General features: G+C 40.0%; 18 protein-coding genes and 1 pseudogene. 5 read left to right on the top strand and 14 right to left on the bottom strand.

Annotated elements, in window-relative coordinates:
• Nucleotides 1–31: 31 nt before the first annotated feature.
• Nucleotides 32–829 (top strand): C1q-like domain-containing protein, encoded by a 798-nt coding sequence (locus tag DSL64_RS26740; protein ID WP_115834029.1) that lies wholly within the window; start codon nucleotides 32–34, stop codon nucleotides 827–829.
• Nucleotides 830–1,512: 683 nt separating this feature from the next.
• Complete coding sequence (locus DSL64_RS26735; RefSeq protein WP_115834028.1) at nucleotides 1,513–1,947, top strand: hypothetical protein; 435 nt, start codon at nucleotides 1,513–1,515, stop codon at nucleotides 1,945–1,947.
• 608 nt (nucleotides 1,948–2,555) lie between these two features.
• On the opposite strand, the gene DSL64_RS26730 is transcribed toward DSL64_RS26735, so the two are convergent.
• From DSL64_RS26730 to DSL64_RS26700, 6 genes are all read right to left on the bottom strand, one after another.
• Nucleotides 2,556–3,350 (bottom strand): hypothetical protein, encoded by a 795-nt coding sequence (locus tag DSL64_RS26730; RefSeq protein WP_115834027.1) that lies wholly within the window; start codon nucleotides 3,348–3,350, stop codon nucleotides 2,556–2,558.
• Between the two features lie 154 nt (nucleotides 3,351–3,504).
• A complete protein-coding gene (locus DSL64_RS26725) occupies nucleotides 3,505–4,179 on the bottom strand; it encodes a hypothetical protein (protein ID WP_115834026.1) in 675 nt (224 codons plus the stop codon).
• Nucleotides 4,180–4,251: 72 nt separating this feature from the next.
• Complete coding sequence (locus DSL64_RS26720) at nucleotides 4,252–4,875, bottom strand: hypothetical protein (RefSeq protein WP_147300424.1); 624 nt, start codon at nucleotides 4,873–4,875, stop codon at nucleotides 4,252–4,254.
• 698 nt (nucleotides 4,876–5,573) lie between these two features.
• Nucleotides 5,574–5,951 (bottom strand): hypothetical protein, encoded by a 378-nt coding sequence (locus tag DSL64_RS26710; protein ID WP_115834023.1) that lies wholly within the window; start codon nucleotides 5,949–5,951, stop codon nucleotides 5,574–5,576.
• A gap of 517 nt (nucleotides 5,952–6,468) precedes the next feature.
• Nucleotides 6,469–6,855 carry a response regulator transcription factor gene (locus DSL64_RS26705; protein ID WP_115834022.1) on the bottom strand — a complete coding sequence of 129 codons (387 nt, stop codon included), beginning with the start codon at nucleotides 6,853–6,855 and terminating at the stop codon, nucleotides 6,469–6,471.
• 9 nt (nucleotides 6,856–6,864) lie between these two features.
• Nucleotides 6,865–7,854 carry a helix-turn-helix transcriptional regulator gene (locus DSL64_RS26700; protein WP_115834021.1) on the bottom strand — a complete coding sequence of 330 codons (990 nt, stop codon included), beginning with the start codon at nucleotides 7,852–7,854 and terminating at the stop codon, nucleotides 6,865–6,867.
• Nucleotides 7,855–9,370: 1,516 nt separating this feature from the next.
• Here DSL64_RS26700 and DSL64_RS26695 point away from each other — a divergent pair.
• From DSL64_RS26695 to DSL64_RS29365, 3 genes and pseudogenes are all read left to right on the top strand, one after another.
• Nucleotides 9,371–10,084, top strand: coding sequence for a transposase (locus DSL64_RS26695; protein ID WP_115834020.1), 714 nt, complete (start codon nucleotides 9,371–9,373; stop codon nucleotides 10,082–10,084).
• A gap of 358 nt (nucleotides 10,085–10,442) precedes the next feature.
• Complete coding sequence (locus DSL64_RS26690) at nucleotides 10,443–10,643, top strand: hypothetical protein (RefSeq protein ID WP_115834019.1); 201 nt, start codon at nucleotides 10,443–10,445, stop codon at nucleotides 10,641–10,643.
• Nucleotides 10,644–11,933: 1,290 nt separating this feature from the next.
• Nucleotides 11,934–12,140, top strand: a pseudogene (locus DSL64_RS29365) (IS3 family transposase); the annotation flags it as partial.
• Between the two features lie 264 nt (nucleotides 12,141–12,404).
• Here the strand turns inward: DSL64_RS29365 and DSL64_RS26675 are convergent.
• From DSL64_RS26675 to DSL64_RS26640, 8 genes are all read right to left on the bottom strand, one after another.
• Nucleotides 12,405–13,127, bottom strand: coding sequence for a hypothetical protein (locus DSL64_RS26675; RefSeq protein ID WP_115834017.1), 723 nt, complete (start codon nucleotides 13,125–13,127; stop codon nucleotides 12,405–12,407).
• A 955-nt stretch (nucleotides 13,128–14,082) separates the two neighbouring features.
• Entirely contained in the window at nucleotides 14,083–14,694 is a 612-nt protein-coding gene (locus tag DSL64_RS26670; protein ID WP_158547985.1) for a transposase, read from the bottom strand.
• Nucleotides 14,669–14,893 (bottom strand): helix-turn-helix domain-containing protein, encoded by a 225-nt coding sequence (locus DSL64_RS29615; protein WP_374755847.1) that lies wholly within the window; start codon nucleotides 14,891–14,893, stop codon nucleotides 14,669–14,671. The genes DSL64_RS26670 and DSL64_RS29615 overlap by 26 nt, the downstream gene beginning before the upstream one ends.
• Before the next feature lie 702 nt (nucleotides 14,894–15,595).
• Nucleotides 15,596–16,075 (bottom strand): hypothetical protein, encoded by a 480-nt coding sequence (locus DSL64_RS26660; protein ID WP_115834014.1) that lies wholly within the window; start codon nucleotides 16,073–16,075, stop codon nucleotides 15,596–15,598.
• Complete coding sequence (locus DSL64_RS26655) at nucleotides 16,075–16,620, bottom strand: hypothetical protein (protein ID WP_115834013.1); 546 nt, start codon at nucleotides 16,618–16,620, stop codon at nucleotides 16,075–16,077. The genes DSL64_RS26660 and DSL64_RS26655 overlap by 1 nt, the downstream gene beginning before the upstream one ends.
• Complete coding sequence (locus DSL64_RS26650; protein WP_229217241.1) at nucleotides 16,617–19,301, bottom strand: COG1470 family protein; 2,685 nt, start codon at nucleotides 19,299–19,301, stop codon at nucleotides 16,617–16,619. The genes DSL64_RS26655 and DSL64_RS26650 overlap by 4 nt, the downstream gene beginning before the upstream one ends.
• A 39-nt stretch (nucleotides 19,302–19,340) precedes the next feature.
• Entirely contained in the window at nucleotides 19,341–20,129 is a 789-nt protein-coding gene (locus tag DSL64_RS26645) for a hypothetical protein (RefSeq protein WP_115834011.1), read from the bottom strand.
• Between the two features lie 104 nt (nucleotides 20,130–20,233).
• Nucleotides 20,234–20,806 (bottom strand): hypothetical protein, encoded by a 573-nt coding sequence (locus DSL64_RS26640; protein WP_199539519.1) that lies wholly within the window; start codon nucleotides 20,804–20,806, stop codon nucleotides 20,234–20,236.
• Between the last annotated feature and the right edge of the window lie 547 nt (nucleotides 20,807–21,353).

The following is a 21,353-nucleotide window of genomic DNA, read 5'->3' as shown; positions in this document are numbered from 1 at the left end:
AATGGATATTCAATTTTAAATAATTAATCACATGATCCAACAATTTATCAAACCATGTACCTTAATAAGGTTATTCGTAATCCCGGCAATTTTTAATTTGGCAGCCCATGTCGCTGTCGCTCAGGTCAAAATAGGAACTAACCCAACAACCATTTCAACCAACGCAGTGCTAGATGTGGAAGGAAACACCGGCAGCCACACCGTAGTATTGCAGAATGGAAACACAGGTGTAGGTACGGTGACACCAGCAAATAAACTGGAGATAAATTCGGGAAGCACCAACAGTTCTGGTTTGCGGCTTACGAATTTGACATCAGTTAGCCCCAAAACACAAGCTAATGTAAGTCCGATCGGAGTGGATAATAATGGAGATGTCGTGACTGTAAATTCTTCAGCTTCACATTCTTTTCTTTATGACAGAGGAGTTACGAACTATAATTCATACAGTGTATTAATACAAACTACGACTGGTGGAACCGGCAATCTAATTCCAAATCAGCTGGTGTATGACCCGTCGTCAATGTACAATCCAACAACTGGTCAAGCAACCGTTCCGGTTTCGGGTCTTTATCAGGTTTCTGCCAAACTAATTGTTCAGTGTAATACACTATCGAATTTTCGGGTTGACTACTTTCGTATCCGCGGTGCAACAACCACATTGGTTGCGAGTGATTATACGTTAGTTGCGAGCACGCCAACTACTCTTAATGGCTTTCAATATTTACCTCTTCAAGCAGGCGACAAGGTTTATATTGGTTACGGTGCTAACGCTGGCAGTTTTGATAACTTGTATTATTTTTCATTAGGGATGACGCTAGTTCATCAATAGAAGATATAGCCACTTCTTACTATCAATCAGAAATGAGCCCTTCGTTTCAAGAACGAAAATACTATAACTAATGCCTCCATGATTTCTTCATGGATGCCATGCTGCGGATACAGGTTAAGCTTTACGTTTTTTGATTACGTGGCGACTGTTAATGACTCTGGTTCACACTACACACACTTATCAATGCAGTAAGGCTTTTTTTAAGATTAAGGTTCAGCTGGCAAGGCCTGGATTCAATTCGAATCCGGGCTTTCTTGCTTATAAGGGATGGGTGAGGCAGATCTGATGATCAACAGGAAATTTTGGATAGATAAAAAAGTGGTTTCCCGAATTTCGGGAAACCATTTCACATTACTTTACTCTTTGATACTTTATGACACAATGAAAGCTAATAGATACACACAAATTGAATAATTGAGATGGCTGTACGTGTGTAATTATTTTATCATGAAATTTTGAATATAGTTATTTTTGGAAGGGTGTTTATGCCTTTTTCTGGCGATGTATTATGATGCTGCTAAGTTAATATTATTCTGAATTTTAACGGATTAGTATCTTGTAGAATAATAGCTAATTTATAGTAGAATGATTTGTATTTATTTTTTATTCTATGTTAAAATAATCTGATCGATATTTGTGAGTATAAAAGACGTTATGTTAAGTTCAATTACCCACTATTTATTATGAAAAATTACCAATTAATTATTTTTTTGTTTGTGTTTTTATGTTCTGATTTATATGCACAAAAATATAAAAATGTGGTAGAATTGAATTTGGAAAGGACTTCAAGTGCAACAGATTTTACTCACAATATTCAAATCAAACGATCCGTTACAAAGTACAAGAGCAGGGTAGTGTTTCGTTTATCATTACCTGATGGTGATCGAGACAGTTCTCTGGTGCTGAGAATTTTGATGCCAGTGGTAAGTGGATATGATTATGATTTTGGGGATAAAATATTTAAGTTGGATGATGAGGGGACTAAGCAAATACCTGTATTGTATTTTTCTGATTTAATTAAGCAAGAAACAGGTTATGCATTTTACGTACCTTTGATTCAGAGTTTATCCAGTCACTCAGAACGCAGGGTTATTTATCTCAGGTACAAGAATATATAATTGCTTTGCATGGTATCCTGTATACACGTTTATACCTGAGGATGTGCATTGTATTTTCGTGAATGGTATTTAATCGCCAAGAGGTCAGACTGTGCTTTGACCTCGTATTGTGCGTATGGTTAGTCCTCAATGGGGAGAAAGCCCGACATAGAGACGCCAGAATGGAGGCGAATTGAATAGCATCCTCTGGTTTTGACTTTCTAATAATCCTGGAGTATTAGAAAAACATAGGTATAAATGATGCTCTGTTGTCGTTTGTATGTTGAATTGCGTAATATGTTTAACAGAGCATACTTGGGGCCTTTCATGGTTGCTGTAATGTTGTCAGTTGTAGCCGAATTTTGCCATTTTGGTAAAGATAAAGTATCAGTGCCTCCTGGATATTTGCGAACAACCGGTCTGGATCCATTAAGTACAGGACTTGAATAAGTGGTAATTCTGCATACCTCGTATATATTCCAAACAAAAATTGCAACATAGAAGATTCCTGCCGGGTTCTATGTCGCAATTTTGAAGATACAAGACAGAGATTTGGAAAGGGACTGGTTGGTTTTTCTTGAAATCAGTTTGTCTTGAATTGATAAAGTTTCAATTGATTTGCATATGAACTATAATTCATACACTACAAATCCGGAATACCTATCATGTCTTATATTAGCCTGACCTGCTGTATTCAATTCATAGTTGAATATATCCAAAGCTCGTAGTTTGATCGTATTGGCTCCGGCAACGGCTTTGTAAATAACGGAAATTCCTCCGGAGCTTCCTGAACCTGTTGTGGCACCGGCAGCTTGTGTTTCGGCCGTTCCCGTGGGGATCAATAAATTGTTGGTTTCTGCGTTTACAAATCCATAACGTATCCATGCAAAACTTCCGGCAGAGTATTGAGCCAAGTGTAATGCTGCGGTGATTACATAGGTTTTTCCGATCGTCAGAGTTGCTACACCTGTGCTGGTATTATAGGGTATTGTGCCATTCTCGCTTGTAATTGAATTAAAAACGATATCCTGCCCACCACTGACTCCCTGGTAGCTATTTACTCTGGCTACAGATAGGTATTGTCTTGTAACCGCTCCATCCACTACTACTACATCTCCATTGTTATCTACACCCAAAGTGGCTGCCTTGGTTGTGGTCGGAACCGTTGTGCTGTTGATTTGCGAAAACCGCAATCCGGAATTACCAGCTATTCCCTGGTTGATCTCTACTTTATTTCCGGGCGTGACCGTTCCCACTCCTGTATTTCCGTTCTGCAACACCACCGTGTGGCTGCCGCTTGTACCTTCTACATCAAGGACTGCATTGGATGAAATGGTGGTAGGGTTGCTACCCACTTTTACTTGTGCCTGAGCCGCGGTGGCAAGAATAAAAGACGCTGCGATAAGGATTTGTTTTACTTTCATGATCTTATTATGGATGTATGTGTGTTTGATAATATAAGCTAAATGTGCTCAATGGATTGCACTCCTTGCTGTTGAAATGATAGTTTGAGATTGATGGCTGGCAAAGACTAATTAATCTTGCCAGCCATCGGAATAAGATTACCGATTTTAATTTCTATTTTATCCGGGTTCCTGAGAAATCAGCCTCATAAAGACGCATCCAATTTTTATTATTATTCAGTCTAAGCTCATACACATCTCCAACAGCGGCGACATCAACCACTGTAATTTCCATCGCACCAACCTGTCCCATCCACTGGGTTGAACCGACTGTTTTTAAAACATTACCATTTTTGTATATGCGCAAAGAAGCTGCCGTGTTTTCATATTGTGGGAACATTGTCACACCTCCCATGATTGTGTAAGTACCAGGCTGTACGACGGTATACTTTGGGTTGGCCCCTGACGTACATCCACCATCTTGATCTATTACTACCGTCTGCGCGGGAATGAGACGATAGATAGTAGGATCGCCTGCGTTTTCATAATACGGTGGTGTAGAAGAGAAGATGCTTGTCATTCTAAACGCAGATGTCAAATTTGTCCAGCTTGCGTTTCCGTTGGCATCCGATGTTAACACTTTTCCTAATCCTTCAGTCCCGTCTTTAATAGTCACTTGTCCACTTGTACGGTTGACTTTAAATTGTCTGTTAGCAGTGGACGCTTCCACTTCGAGATTGGAAGTAGCTTCAATCGCTGTCGGATTGGTACCTATCTTCACCTGTGCAAACGAGAACGTAGTGCTTAGTAATGCTACAAGTGAGGTAAGAAATATATGTTTAATTTTCATGATCGTATACAATGAATGATTTTATGTTAGTTTTTTGCATCGTGATGGCGGTAAGCTACCAGGATTGATGCTTTAGAGTCTGTGGTACCGGACAGGACACTGCTCTGGAGGAGAAAAAACTTCGCTATATGTCGGCTCAGACAAACTGGTGTCAAAAGGACAAAATGTGATACAATCAAAAATGCTTATGTGAGGTTTTAGTAAATCCGCAAGTTGCTCTGTAAGGGGCACTGGCCAGTTCCGGACTTTGGTAGAAGAAAGGGGTACTTCTGCTGTCCGGTAGTGTATAGAATCAAGCAGTGAACCACCTTGCAAAAGAGCTACCGTACTACTGTCTGCCAGCGTAAGTAATGCATTACTGGAATCCATTACACCATGTTTTACAATTAACTTATGGTATATATGCAGCTCACCGTGTAGTAGGACACGTGTGGGATTGTTAATTTCCAGCTTGCTTACGGTACTATGCGAAGCACGGATACGCTGTACTTTTTTGTCTGTCAACAGGAGCGTGCCTGAGCCGGTTATCTCAGCACCTTCGAGATACAGATCGCCACTTATCGCCAAGGCACTATGTTCATGAATCCCCAAAACCTTCCCAAATACAGAAACACCATATTCCCGAGCCGGTTCCTCTGCATATGACAATGTCAAAGCAGTTAGTAGCAGGACAAATCCCGGTAGAAACTGGCGCAACAATGCGATTCGGTTAAAGGTTACATGAAAATATGTACAATTGTATTTCAATATCTTAATGATTTGAAAGTGTGTCTGTGGTTGTCGGGTTTTGCGTTGGTCTCTAAATCTGCAGCTGCCGAACGAATCTGTTTACAGATAGCAAATTTGAAATAGCTTTGCCCGTGACTTATCTGATAAACACTTTTGGAAATCTTCCGCTGGTAGTAAATAAAATTCAGATAGAATAAAATTTTCCCATAGTGAATGCTCAAATTAGTCACTCACCAGTTTTGAAATTCTGTTAGTATTTAAATATCTGAAAGGAGCTGAAAACTATTTGATTGTTGCGATATGCAACTTGAAGGAGTATTTTTAAGTATATTATTTCTCATGCAATAGTGTGTTGATTTTGGTTAATACTTTTCTATTATTATGAAGTGTATTGTTTGATTAATTCATTGTAAAACAAAGGTATATTAGTAACTTTATTAAAAAATAGCAATGATTCTATTTTGAGGATAGGATGATTGCTATAGAACCAAGTATATTTTGTGATTGTCTTATTGATCTAATTTTGAATAGTACGTACTTTTTATAAGTCTGTTGATTTTACAACAACTATTCACCTTTATCTGATGATAAGGTGATTTGCAGGGAAATGGCATACGTTCACTACACGATAGATCCGGAAATTAACGTGTATATTTGAGGGATTGTCAGGATGTTTGAATGTGTTTTGACATTGCATTGGTAAAATGATCCAGATAGCCACTTACTGATGCTCGCTTTAAAAGTAGAATGTCAACTCCTTTAAGCAGAGTACGCCATACTTCCTCATGCCGATCATCGTGAATGACAAGCACAAAGGGTACATTCGGGCGGTGGCGTTTTAAATACCGTAGAAATACAGCCATTTCACTAACCGGAGAGCCAGGTCTGGCCATGAAGACGTCAGGCTTTTCACCAGACATACAGAAAAAGGGATGATTCAATACTTCGCTTATTGTTCCCACGCGTTCCAGGCGCCAGTGATGTGGAAGGAATCCTATGTCTTTGTTCTCCTTAATCTGGTCAAAAAAGAATAACTTTTTCATACTGTAGTATTTTAATAAAGAAGGGGTAATCTTACTATGGAAATCCTGTCATACTAACATCATTAAAAAGTCTGTTGATCATATTTAATGAGATGGGCGTTAAAATAAGATACAGGCTGTTGCTGAACTGAGAAATACAATTATATCTTATTTGCTCGTCAGTTAATTTTAATGTATCAAATGTAGTAATATGTGAAGTGTGTATAAATAGCAAAGTTGCTAGGTGAGAAGGGTAATTATTCTATATTTTAATAGAATAAGTGCTGGATATTTGAAAGATTGATGTGCAGTTTATCGATTACACGCTATAAATGTAAGTTGTAGTCTAGTATTCGAAAGGATAACATATACATTTGTGATCTAAACTTGTATGATTAGTATCTCTTATTGAAGACTTTGAGATAATAATAATTGTCTTTTTTTTTGATCATATAGGAAAGATCATTCATTATCTATAACGTTGTATTCAGCAGGTATTGTCAAATGAACTGTAAATCATAAAAAGTATAAAACGTAATTATAGGTGGTTACCAGAGATTTTATGAAGTAAATCCAAAAGGTTATTGAGGTCATCATTTTTTGAAAAGAAGTAATCTGCACCCGCTTTTATACTTCGGCTGATACTTGCCTGATCTTCTCTTCCGGAGAATGCAATAATTTGAATGGTTGGCCAATTCTTTTTTACGATGCTTGCTGTTGTATATCCATCCATTACCGGCATTTCGATATCAAGAATGAGAATATCTGGGAAAACGGCGAGGCTCGTCATGATTTCAAGGCAGACAGCGCCATTGTCTGCTTCGAACAGTACAGGAAATCCTTTAGATTTTAATACGTAATTTACTGAATATCTGATTATTGCGCTGTCGTCAATGATTGCGACAGTAGCTGCACGTTTTAACATATGAGTCTATTATTGTAGTTCGTTAGGGTTTTTTCCAACATATCTTTTGAACCAAATGGAGAAGGTGTTAGACTTTTTAAATCCGAGTTCAGAGGCGAGCTCCTTTACGGTGACTTTTGTTATCTCCATTTTTTTTTGTGCATAATTAATTTGAAGCTTTCTGAAGTAGAGCAGCGGTGTCGTGTTGAAGAATGTACGAAAAATTTTCTTTAGTTTGGTGGGTGAGATATAGAAGTCTGACGCAATTGCTTCGATACCAGGGAATTTGTTTTTGATATTTTCTTCCAGGTGATGGACAATCCTATTGATAAGATCATCATCATCATCAGGCAGTCTGATGGAGGGGGCTGTAGTGTTTGATAGTCTGAAGAACTGGTCAGTGATATTGAAGGCGTTTGCGGTGAGGGAGAGTGCATGATTTGCCGTAGAGTCACGATACTTAAGTAGAGCATATAGCCTGTCTGTGACAATTTTCTCTATATCGTGTATTGGGCGTACCATTACTCCTTCTCCGGTTGCTACCAGAAAATGCGCCTTGTTAAGTCGGCTGTTGGACAGATTCAGGTTAAGGAACCTTTGCAGATATGGTTTTGACAGGATCAGTCGATAACATCTTAGAGGAGATTTTTGGCTTACATATATTTTGTGAGTTGATTTAGGGCCAGAAAAAATTACTATGTCTTTTACATATACAACCTGGTCATCTGACTGATAGCCAAAGTAATTTTGAGATTGATAGTAGTTAATTGAAAAATATTCACTTTTGGTTTTTTGTGCAGGAATAGTATAACATGTATCGAATTGTTCCTCAGTCTCCTCGATAGTGATCCAGAAGTTGTTGTTTATTTTTTCATAAAATATTTCAGAGCGAAAGAACTGGCTGTCTGAAAACGAGTAATTTGGATTAATTTTATTAGTCTTTCCTGTTAAGTTTAGGTATTTGATGTATTGTGCCGGCTCTAATCTTTTTAGAACGATCTCTTGGAATTTTTGCGTCATCTAAGCTTAATATATTCTAATTATTGTAATGAAAAGAATCGAGCTACTACTACCTTGTTGTAATTTTATATCTTACTTGTATAAGGCGCAAGTTCAACTATTTCGACGTCTTTTACAGACTAAAGATATCCCTAATACGTCTTTTTGTGATTTTTTATTGAAAAAAATGGATAAATTTTGATTTTTTGCATCGAGTCAATAAAATAATACATAATAATATTCCCATTAATTATATACAGGAGAGGGATTTGTTGTAGAATCTAATTAGATGGATGTGTTCAGGTGTTACCAGGATATAAAATCGTATGATTTGAGCCTTTATTCTATTAGTTGTCGGATAAACGGATATTATTTTTGATTATATGCGGAAGGTGTTTTATATAATTCCCTGTCGTCGGTTCCTGCTACGTTGATTCTGAGTTGATTTTATGAATCAAGTTAAAATTTCATGTAGTCGACAATATTTATATTTCATGATTTAGATATTATATTAGATGGCGATGTTCGGGATTATCACTTCTGAAATTATTGCATATTTTTATAGTTATAAGGTTGTTTAAGTAATTTATTTTTTCATTTTTAATAGTATATATTTATTTATTATATATCGATATTAACGACAAATTGTTTATGTAATAAGGTTGTAGTAATGTTTCTATGAGTTATCTAATTTGTAAAATTGTTTACCTATTATTTGTTAGATTATATTTTTTTTATGACTTACTCATAATAATATTTTTTTCTATATCGAATAATAACTATCTAATAATTGCCATATTTGTATCAAATATACTCTATGCTAATTTTTGTATATTTATTCCTGTTTTTTTATTTTTAGCGATATGTATATACCATTTTAATTTTGTGTATGACCAGGTATACATATTAAGACATGGGGCGTATATCAATTTTAGTGGCTTATAGATTTGATTGATATAGTATTTTTTACTCAACCTCCTCTGTAGATGTCGGCGTGTTCCCGAATACGTAATTAATTTTTTGGGGAATATGCATGTGGGAGATGCTATTATGCTCAATGAGTATGAATTAAGGAAAACCAGTCTTTGTATTTTATCGTATGCGTTCGGCGATTTTGCCCTGGGGCAAAGGGCGCATTTCAAAAGTTCGCTTCGAAAGTTTCTTAACGCTGAAATATTTGAAACTCCTAAAGTATGATCTCAAGTAGGCGGTCTTTTCAATAAAACGAGTAATTTTACAGATATGACCCGCGAAGAATTACATGCATTGGTAGATGCTCGATATGATAAACTAACTGGTTTACAATCAGAAAAGACCTTTTACGCCTATGAGGAGGGTTTCGACTAGGCGTCCCCGTAAAAGTATGGACTGAGTTGGGTGGACAGGTAATGCAGGCAAGCTTAAAAAAGGGCACATCAACGGATAAGCGAAAAAAAACTTCTGTCAAACCCGATTCGGTAGATTAGAGCTGTCCAAAACACATCGCTACAAGGCCAAAACGAACGGCTTTTTCATAAGTCCCTATCTTCAAAATTTGATGGCACTCGCCGGGGTCAGCGATGTGTACTCAAAATCAAATGAATTATTAAATGCTTTCTTGGGTATTAATATATCTGAAAGTCAGGTATATAGAGTAACTGATTACTTGGGTAATGCAGTTGCTGAAGATGTAATGGCTGAGATCAAACATCAGAAGTTGAACAGCACTGAAAGGGTATATGCTTCAATGGATGGGAGCATGATTCAAATGGATCAAGGGTGGCAGGAAGTCAAGCTCGGCCGTATTTTCAGAGAGGATTGTAAATTAGAAAATGGTACAAAAGAGCAAGGTAATATACGTTATAAACTTGACGAGTCTTTTTACAGCGGCCATTTAGGTTCCTATAACCATTTTATTCCCAAGTTCGAAGCCAGCTTAGGGACTTATAAAGATTGTGAAGACCGATTGGTATTTATTACAGATGGAGCACAATGGATACATAACTATCTGACTAATAGATTTCCCAATGCAACCCACATCCTGGATTACTATCATGCGGTGGAACACTTAACAGATTTTGCAAACTCACATTTTACGGACATAGCCAGACGCGAAAAATGGGTTAAAGCTCAAAAAGGCGAGTTGCTGGAAGGTTCTGCTCAGAATGTTCTGGACAATATAGTGAAGCTTAGAAAGCTGTCAAAAAACGTGAGGACACAACGAACAAAGCTTCTGGAATACTATAAAAATAACGTTGATAGAATGGATTAAAAGTCATTTCGTAGTCAAGGACTTATGATAGGAAATGGCCCGATGGAAGCCGCGCATAAGACTGTCATACAAACTAGAATGAAGCGTAGTGGACAGCGGTGGACCCCCAAAGGAGCTCAGTCTATGCTAAATCTGAGGGTTCTCAGAGAAAGTAATCGATGGAGTTGTGTTACACAAGCATTAAGCCACGCTGCGTAAATCTGAAATGCGCCCGGGGCAAAACTCATACTGACGATCCATCACAAAAAGAGATTGTACCGTTATGTTTGCTGAAATTTCCAGGATGCTGAGCACTTGCGGAAAAACACCATTTGAGTGTTTCATATAAATCGGTGGATTTCCAGCAGCTTACCAGAAGATGCTGGAAATGTATGCAATCGCCTGTATCCATCTTTTAAGGCTGATCAGTAATAATGAGCTTTGGGATATGAAAAAGAACAGCACAAATCCCATCAACGATATTGCCAGCTCTATCTCCGATGGAAAAGTAGCGGTAAAGGTGTTCGTGTATTCTGCGAGCAAGAATCAGTTAAGTATTCAACATTCTGGTATTAAATAGAGATTTTAGAGCAAATGGTCTTAGCGAAAAATGGGTATCTGATCTGACGTATATAAAGACGGAAGAGGGCTGGATTTATCTTACAGCAATACTTGAACTCGCAAATCGTAAGGTGGTTGGTTGGGGCGCTGAGTGAGACAATGAAAGCCGAAGATGCCAGCGTAGCGGCTTTCAAAATGGCTTTAGAGTGCTATCCGATTAAAAAAACCTTTGTTATTTCATCGCACCGACCCGGTCGGACAGAGGCGTTCAATAGGCGTGCAGTGAATTTCGTAAACAGTTAGCAGGCTCACCTATCATTCAGAGTATGAGCAGAAAAGGGAGCTGTTGGGACAATTGTGTGCCACGAAGGCTTTTTAGGATGTTCAAAAGACGACTAGAAAGTCATGCTGCATAAATGACGAGGGAAGGCCCCGGCTTCAAACCACCACGAGCTGCTAAGATCAAAAGTCTTGGGAGTGAGCGTCGTTGGAAAAGGCATAAAAAAAATGTCAGGTAAGAATTAAGAAGATGAACGAAAGTGAACAGTCGATGACATATCGAAAAGGAATTCAACTAACGTCAAAACCGGGAGGAGTTGTTATTCCGGGACAAATCCAGACAATGCCTGTTTATGGGCTGGGTGGCGTTCGGTGTAGAGGCTGCATGATCTTAATTCAGGCTTTTATGTTGGAACGTGGGAACCTGCTGGTTTAAAGTAAAGGGAAGAGGTTCCGAATTTTATGGAACTGCAAGTACCAATGTGAACCAGAGGGACGGAGTAACCCGTAGTAGTGAGGATATCTGTGAAAGCAGATGGAGTGAAGGGGTTACGTTATTCGGTCAAAACTATTAGTCAACCAATAAAGGGAGGAACTAAGAATAATGGCAAGGTCATTTAATATCAGTAGGCAAATGGTTTGGGATTCCTATCTTTGGATTAAGGCTAACAAAAGTTCAGCCGGTAGTGATAGGCAAACAATGGATGATTTTGAAAAAGATCTGCGCGAGAATTTATACAAAATCTGGAATCGGTTAACATCAGGAAGTTACTTTACCCCAGCTGTCGGCAGAGTTGATCTACCGAAAGGAAATGGTAAAACCTGACCACTTGGTATACCGACTATTTCTGATAGGATAGCCCAAATGGTTGTGAAGGATATTTTGGAGCCTATCATAGATCCAAGTTTCCATCATGACTCGTACGGCTATCGTCCTGAAAGTCTGGACTGGATGCTGTTTCAACAGCAAGACAGCGATGCTGGCGGGATAACTGGGTTCTGGATATGGTTATCTACTCTACCACCTGCTGAAAGCTTTTTTAAAACGCTGAAAGCAGAAATGGTTTATCATCAATAATTTAAAAGTAAACAAGAGGCGAAACTGGCAATTTTTGAATTTATTGAGGTCTGGCGGCCGCCGCTGCGGTATAATAGAAAAAGAAGGCACTCTTCACTAGGATATTTGAGCCCTCCGGCCTTTGAAGAAACGATATTAAACAAGAAAAAAGCTGCCTAATGGACTAAATCGAGGAAGTAAATATAGGGTCCTAGGGGTCTGGGGAATGGAAGATTCCCCGGGACGATGGAAAAAGATATTGCCTGGCAAATTCTTCCAACAAAAGGTTGCAATTCCAACCCTAAGTTAATAAACCGTAGGTAAGTATCCAAGTCCAACAGACTCCTAGAATCTAATATAGAGAAATTCCAACTCAGATAAGACCTGAGCTGGAAGCTGGTTAAGGACTAACGCAAGTTTTATATTCTCTAATTTAGTTGACATTTACGGTACATAGACTGCTGTCATCTCACCATTAACCACTCTAGTGGTGCATCCAGCAGGGGTAGTTTGCAAACCTACTAAAACAATACTGACGTCAGCAGCCATGTAGTCTCCTGCTGCTAAGTTATAGTACCCGGTCAATTGTATAGAAAATCGATCGTTTGACCTTGTACTTATCCTATCGTCAAATAGCGCCATGTTTACCGCATTTCTTTGAAGCCACACGATTGTACTTATTTGCGTGGAACCATTACACGCGGAACTATTTTCAAGGTCTAGCTTTACGGACAACTGATATGTACCATTGATGGGAAGCCTCAAATTATTGCCGGCTTTGATAACACCTCCTTGCTCAAAATTGACATCAGAAAATGCCACACTTACAGGAGTTCCATGGGCAAGATTACTCGTGGAGGCCCCGCCCATTTTTCCCTTCGGAAGGGTGGCTATGATATTCGCATCAACGAGTTGCCAATTTGCATCTCCGGTTGCATTGGAAGTTAAAACTTTGTTGACACCTTGGGTACCGTCAACTATGGTTACTCTGCCGCTGTTTTTGTTTACTTTAAATTTCCGGCCTTCTAAGGCAGCTTCAACCTCTAGGTTGCTACCTGCTTCGATTGTGGTAGGATTGGTTCCGATTTTCACCTGAGCGAGCAGGGGAGTAGTAACACAAAATAAAAATGCAACAAGGGTGATTTTACATAAATTTGTAATTTGCATAGTGATTTGTTTGTTAAATGGTGATTTTTAATTAATTACATTAAGATGGTGTTGAGTAGGTCAAGATTATTAATAATGATTTACTAATATTTTCATGTCTGGGTAGCTGTGATTTCTTGCCATGAAATAGCCTTCAGATTCAGTAAATTTTCTTTGGGATATCCGATATTAGAATGGGGCGATATTTCTAATATCGGATATTTTATCATAAAGCCTATTTTTACATGGCAATTGCTAATGTCAACATAATTCGTGACGGTACAGGAGTAGCTTTTTCTGGACTATTTCTCTGCTGAATTAAGAAGGTAGGTAGCATTTGGTATTTTATCTCGAATGTTAAGCTCTTTTTGAAAGCAGTGTTTTTGTAAGCTCTGACGATCCATATCTGCGGTAATATCCAGAATAAAGCTCTACAGATAAAAACCGCCTGAATCCTGAATTGAGGACTTCGCGTTCAAGTATCCCAGCACTCAGGTTCTGCTTGTAATGTCTGTATCCTTTTACAGCAATAAAAGGGGAGGTAAAAGAAACACATGGATTATTGTTTTGCTAGGATCATAAATGTGTCGCAAGCAAGTGCTTTTCCTTATTATATTTTTTGTACAGTCTGTCGACTCAGCGGAGGTATTTGAGCGTGTTTTGATAATAGTACGTGAGGTGCCAATATTTATTTTGGCCCAGACAATAGAAGATCCAGGTAAAATAACGGCATGACCTAGCAATAAGGATATCTCCTTAATGGATAAAAGTTTCATTAGTGTGTGTGGTTGGGTAAAAGTAAATGCGCAACAAATGTAAGGAGGGTTAATATCATTTCTATAGCAATAAATCTAGGTTTCGGTAGAATTATCCTTTCATTGGGTTTCGGTGATATACTTAGGACTAACCCGTTATTTTCCAAAAATATATGGAATAGGTTACTGTCGTTGGCTTTAATCTTTTATACGCTGCTGAGTTAAATAACGTCAGTAAGGTAAGTATGGGGAGGGCGCATTTCGGAAGTTCTATTTGAAAGCTTCTGACGGTTGAAATATTTAAAACTCCTAAGGTATGATTCCAAATATGCTGACTCAGAAATCTTTTCGACGATCTCTTCAATCTTGGTCTGTGCTATTTTCAGGCTTTCGAATACTCTATTTTTTAGATGTTTACGGACTTCCTTGAAGAATCGCTCAATTGGATTTAGTTCGGGACATGCCGGTGGTAACTTTTTGAAAACTAATTTATTTTCATTAAAAAGTTCTTCCTTATGTGCCTTTGCTCCGTCAGCGATAAAAAGTGATTTTTGCGCTATAGTATCTTCTACTTTTTGTATAAACCATCCGAAAGATGCACTGTCAAGTTTGGGTAAAAATGTAGCAAAACCTTTACCATTGAACGGACAGATTGTTAGATACAAATATGTATTTTCATAACCTATTTTTACCGGTGCTATTGGCCGATGTCCTGTGGGAGCCCATTTTCTGCTTAATTCTGTGCGCGTACCCGCCCTGAGCTCGTCGTGAAAAAATATTGCACTATCTGGAAAATCTGACCGTAGATTACAAATTTTTTTTGAATTCCTCAACGCTTCCTGGTTTCTGGCGAACGTTAACAGGTCTACCTGTTTTTAGCTTGATTTTTAGTCTTTTACACAAATCACTCACTCCGCCAATAGTGTAGTTTACTCCTAGACTCCCAGCTAAATAAGCCTGGATATCAGCGAGAGTCGGTGCCTGATCCGATAGCAGATACGCACGTAGCTGGCTTATTTGAACGCTACTCAATTTACCCCACCAGCGCTCAGAATAGGTTGATACCAAACCTGTTATTCCTTCTTTTATATAGCTGCTCCATAAGCGCTGCGATTGCCGCTCACCTAAAATGATTGCTGCACCTGCAGCTTACTGAGTACGAAACTGACCTATTTTTAGCATTCTTATAAATCGAATGCGATCACGTCGCATAGCATTCTTCTCTCGCTTTTCTAATTGGAGTAAATCAGATTCAGACTCCTTTATAATGTCAGCATATTTTAAGTACAAAACGACTTTTTAATTCCAATTTAGTATTACTTTGGGGAGTAATGTGCAGCTAATACCTGAGCAACTACAAAGATTTGTTTGGTCGAATTATTCAATGACAACGATTAAATTAATACTTCGACATGCGAAATAACGGAGCGATAAGGCTGCTATGGCATGATGGGCAGTTAAACTACGGCAACCATAAGAAAGATTTTATTGGATTATCTTATATATTGGCTCTTCCATCGTTACTATTTCGTAGATGAAGATTTTACTACTGACGGACTTGGTTGGTAACTACGATTACAGAGAGCTGTTGTAGTTTCAGAATAATCTTTATCGGAGCATTAAAAGCGAATGTATCTTCTCTAATTTAGCTATCACGATTCATACAGACTATCTGTAAACTTCTGTAATATTCCGTTAATGATACGCCTTATAGCACAATTTGGTTGCGTATAATTACAATCCGGAAACGGTAAACAGGATCGTAGTCGAATAGGTTTTAACGGGCAGTAGCACAGAAATTCCTTCAATCTTATACTGTATGGGGATATCGTCTCTGCTGAAACCCAGTCCAAGAAGTCCTCCAACCAAGGGCTGGGCGGTGCTTGTAAGCTGGATGTAATTGGTATTACCCGTCAGAAGAGCACCGCCTGTGCCGTCCCCGCTTCTTCTTATAAACAGTTTCAACCCCGTGTCCCAATTCGAAGTGCTACTCTGCTGCACGCTGACAGACCACACCAAAGTAGCGTTCACCTTCATAAGCGTATGGTTAAGTGCTGTGGTTTCCACATGTGTGTAGTTAGTACCAGCAGCTGTCAGGAGCGTTGAAGGAGCGAGTAGCGTCCAATTCGCGCCCGGCGTGTTAATTGTCAGTGTCTGCGCAGATCCTGCATAACAAAAAAGCAATCCAATAAGAAGCATCATCAGTTTTTTCATCAGTTGTCTGCCATTGTATAACGTACTGTTAGACTTGTTGTGCCGCTGCGTATAGCTGCATAGTCGGAGATCTCTATCGAATATCTTAATCTAAAACCGTTGCTGCCAGTGCCGGTCCCTGTAAAAGATCCTTTGATATTATCAATGAATTTGGTAGCGGTGTTAGTCATATAAATATTGGTGGTCACATAGCCCATACTGGGCGAAAATCCTAAGCCAGTGCCTGTGTATGGAGAAACATCGAGTCTGAGCCTTATACCGGGCGGCATTGTGCCTACAACACTGCCTGATACATTTCTGGATCCGGCAGCAGTGACTGCCGAGGTCATGATTAGCCAGTTGGCAGAATTGGCTGTGCCCACGCCAATTGGCTGGCCTGCCTCAGTAGGAGCGGTCATTTTCAGGGCGACTGTCGAGCTGGCGCTGGGGACAATATCAATCAGTGCAACAGCAGGCAAAGTGAGATTTACAGCGACACTAGCCGTTTTCTGCCCCATCGCCATGAAGCATTCTGAAAAGAGCAATATGAAAAACAGGTGTCTCATTTTTTTACAGAAACCTCAAAATTTTTATTAGAAAAGTGGATTCGCCTCTCGTTTGGCCTCAGTTTGAAAACGATGTTGATGGTTTTATCGATATCTAAATCTACACGTTTGTCGCTATCGTCAATGATAAAGCGGTCCTGATTACCAGGGATGTAAGCTGAAATATTCCAGCTGCCCGGTCTGATCTCTTTAAAAGAAAACTCACCTTTTTCGTTTACTTCCGTAATCAAACTGGTCATTTCATCAGACATTTTCACAAGAACCATGGGTTTTTCTTTCAATACTGCCAAGACTCCATTCTGGCTTGGTTTCACAAACTCAACTTTTCCTAAAATGTTTCCAGTTCTGGACAGTGGTATCTCAACCACCTTGATACTATCGGCCTTCACTTCTACGAGCATCGGCATCTTTACCACTGGTATGACACCTTCGCCTCTGGCCTCATTCTGGGTAATGCTCAAATAGTAGTTATCCGGAGCTACGCCTTCAAAAGAGAACATGCCTGTGCTATCAGTCATGAACCTATGACTGCCTAGCTGTATGAGATTGCCTTGCTTAGGGAAACCAAAGCCTGTCAGCTTGCCTTTCAGACTTCCCAAATTCCGCTTTCTGGATACAGGAATGTTGAGTTTGAGCGCATATTTCATAGTCAGAAATAACGTGTTTTTATCTCTGGTATCAAGGTTGGGTACATAGGTGCGGCCGCCCGTAAGAGAGAACCGGTGTCTTTTCAGATCCAGTAAAATGGATAAGTCCAGATAGCTTCTTCTTTCATAGAGTTCGTCGGGCGCGTAATTGTTACGGTACATAAAGCTGGCTTGCAAGTTTTTTTTAAGTGAGATCCGGGCATTACCGCCGTAGAAAAACAAATCCTGAATAATGTCTGCGGACGAAAACTTACTGGTGTGCTGATGTTCAAGATAACCACCTAGCCACAGCCATTTTGTAGTGCGGATTGTAGGCTGAATAAGATTTGAGAAAAACTGCCTTTTGCCGGTATTGTCGGCGATCAAGAGGTTTTTTGAATGACCATAGCGTCCTTGGTAGAACACCGAGAACTTCTCGGAAGTATAGTTATAGGACAGGTTACCGAATTCTTCCCAATAGTGAAAATCTATAGGCTTTAACCTGTCTTCTCTTTGCTGAGTGGAATAGAAGACAAAAAAACGGTTCTTTTGGTTTGGTAAATACGAAATATAGGCAAGATAGCTTCTGTCTTTGGGTGATATACTGTAAGAGGTAGCATCAAGACCAGGGTTTACATCTGAGAAGTTACTGCCCAGTCCGACTGTCAGCTTTTGGGTAATGTTCAGTCCGAGATTTAAATTGAGTAAACGGCTGTTGTTGTAAAAACCGTAAAAGTCTTTCCCCGCGTAAATCACGTTGGAAGAAAGGCTGATCCATTTTTTACTAAGCTGAAACCGGAGGAACCCGCCGTAGTCTGTAATACCACGGGCCTGTCCGGACGCAGCTTCGGCTTCGAGCTGTATGTCTTTGGTGTGTATATTAGCCGATACTCCCAACATGTTCGACCAGAACTGCTGGCGGAAGTAGGCCACGTTTTTAGATGCATAATGCAGGCCTACATTTGAGGCCTGCCCCAGTTTAAAAAGGATCTTGCCGCCGGCAGCATCTCTTTGGTTAGGGAAAAAGCGCGCTTTCTGATAAAAGGCAGTATAACTAATCCGTTTGAACTGCTGCTCCAAACGCAGGCCCCGGCCAAATCTTCCGAATTCCATCAGATTATTAAGCTGCATCACATAATCGCCTACTGATACGAAAGTCTGGTTTTTGTAGGCATAGTCAAGTGAATACTGATCGTAACTACCCACTGCCGGAAACACAAACTGATTCGGTCCGCGCAGTGTAAAGTCCAGATAATGCTTTTGTTTCTGATCAACAAAGCCCCTGCCCAGAGCGCTATACTGGAAGGCAACATCGCTTCGGTTTCCGTATACATAAGAAAGATAACCACCACCAATTTCAACGGGAAAGCGGTAATATGGATCAATCTTTTTGACTTTGGCTGAAAACACGGGTACTGAAACGGCCTGGTATGCGGGCTGTATGCCATCTGTCATGTCGGCCGACAGATCAGAGGCACTTTGCCAGGCGTTGGCATCGGTAAAAGGAACAATCTGGGCGACAACTACGGTCATCTTTGCGCCAGGATCGAGCATAAGGGTGTCTTTGGTATTCTCCAGGTAGCCGCGGGTGCTTTTTAAAATGAGTGCTTCCTTTTTATTGCCCGAATTTTGCACCATATATTCGACCCGCAGCGTGTCGCCTTCCTTGGTGAACTCAGGCTGAGAAATCACAAGGATATCAACTTTTCTAACCTGATCGATCATGACCAGAACCGGAGTAGTAACCGGATGCTGCATGGCATTAACTGTGAAGTTGATCAGGTAGCCTCCTGCAGCTGCACCTGCTGGCGTGTTGATTACATACATGTACTTACGGACTTTCTGTCCTGAAACAATTTCAGGCTTACGCTCAGAGAGCAGATTCCATCTCTGGGGCAGGCTGATTTTTTCGTGCAGAGACTCGGGTAGGGGATTTTCTGATTTCACTTCGAAAAACAAAGTGAAGTGTCCGCCTGCAGCCACTTTTCCGGGAGAATTGGATGTGACGACCAGTCTCTGTGATTGAGAAAATCCTTTCAGAGTGATGGTCAGCAAAAGTATGAAGATGAAGCGGATCAATCTATTCGAATAGAATTATTCAACCAGTAAAGCGATGTTTGAACCAAACAAGTCTTTTTTAGTATCGGCGATAATGACGCTGTCGTATTTCCCTTTCGGCAGATCTGTCACCGGAATCTCAAATGTGCTGCAGTTGCGTGGATAAAGCATTCTGTTGGTAGGCTCGGTAGCTTTGAGTTTGTTGCCGGCCGCGTCATAAATTTCAAGTATGACCCCTGTTCTGGCGCTAAAGGTGCCATTGTTTTTAAGGGTTACTTTAAGCAGTGAAAGTTTGTCAGAAACCTTGTCAAATACTACACTTTCATAAGTGAGTGCAGGGCCCTCATACGTGCCGACATCGACAATGACTTGGATCGCGTAGCGTACTTTGGAGTTTACCTGTATCCCCTGTGCAGCTTGCTCTTGCACGGGCTCGGCTACTTCAACCATCACGACTTCCCAGTAAGAACCGGCAGCGGCTTTGGCTTTGTCAAGCTCGATGGAGTAGTGAAGTTCATATTCTTCGTTGGCTGCCAACAGTTTTTCATCTACGTTGGTTTTCAAGTCGTTGCCCAACGAGCGGCTATGGCTGCCCGTCTCTGGATATGTGGCAGATTTACCGCATTCTGAAGTGAGATCCTGCCGGTAAACGAGTATACGAGACTCCTTAGCTCCCTGATTTTTTACGCGGATTACACCCTGGGTTTTTGAATCAACACTACGTATGGTGTGTGCGTGTGTTAGGCCATTAACGATAACTACGGAAGCATGCAGAGTTGTCGAGAGAAGCAGGCTTAGCGTTAGTTGTGTAAAGTGAAGTTTCATCGACACGGAGATTTTAGGGTTGACTTCGCAGGCCGGACTTCATCAATAGATGAAGCCCGGCTTGCAAGAACAATAAGAATTTCCCAAAAACTGACGCTGGATTTTTAGTTGTCAGCCAGCGTATAGGTAACGCTGATAGTTGTGCCTCCTGAACGAAGCTCACCATAATTTTCGTCCTCAGCCAAGAAAGAATAAGTTAGCTGGTGGCCATTGTTAGGTCCGTTCGCTGTATAAGCACTTCCTATGCCGGTTATAAGTGGCTGAGCAGCAGCAGTCAGATTAAACCCTGCAGTTGGGCCGCCTAAGCTGCCAGCCCCAGTTGCGGACTCTGCTGCTATCAGGTGGATTGTAACGCCTGGAACAAGTGCACTTGCACTTACGTCAACGCGTTTGGGAATGCTACCGGTTTGAATCGATGAGTAGTTAAGCCATAACGTTGAATTGTTAGCAGGCGCATCAATCTTTTCACCAGCCTCCAGGGGTGTTCTCTGTGTAAAAGTGGCTGTAAAATTCTTATTGCTTCCTGTAGTTTCCAAATCAAGCAGCGCAACGATCGGCACATCTACAGTGATTTGGTGGTTGTCAGTTCTTGTGTCTTGTGCGAGCGCTGAAAAAGACGAGCCGATGGCTAAAACGAACGCCAGCACAAAGGCTAGAGCTGTAAGTTTAGATTTCATAGAATTGTAATAATTTTTGATAGATAGATATGTTACTGCAATTTGCAATTGCAGTACAAAAGTAGAAATATTTTTACAAATCAAAAATCATTTTTTAGAATTTAATTGATTAACATACTGTAAAATAGTGTAGTTATGGTATAATGTGCCAAATTTGGCTAAATAGGCACATTCTTCGAAAAAGTATACTTATTATTCGGTAAGATAAAAATGACAATTGTACAATACTAATATCGGTCGCCTGGGTGTTGACGACCGCGACGTGTCCGGGAAAGGCTAAGTATCTTGAATAGATCCGATTTTAATCAAAATCCCATTCAGGAGAAAGTTTTGAAGTGTATACGTATTTTACAACCTTTGGTTGTGCGAATAATCTTTGTCACTAATGAGTACTCGTTCAATAGTATAGATTCATGCTTGTCTAAAAACTGAATCTTTGGAAAGATCAATTTTTCAAAAATCAGTAGGACTCCGAGGGGACTTGCAGGCATAAGATCGATCATAGCAACAAATGCCCAAGTTGACTCACTCGATATGCTATTGCCCG

The sequence above is a fragment of the Dyadobacter luteus genome, from assembly GCF_003383615.1.
Classification (GTDB): Bacteria; Bacteroidota; Bacteroidia; order Cytophagales; family Spirosomataceae; genus Dyadobacter; species Dyadobacter luteus.
This window is presented reverse-complemented; position numbering and strand designations above follow the sequence as displayed.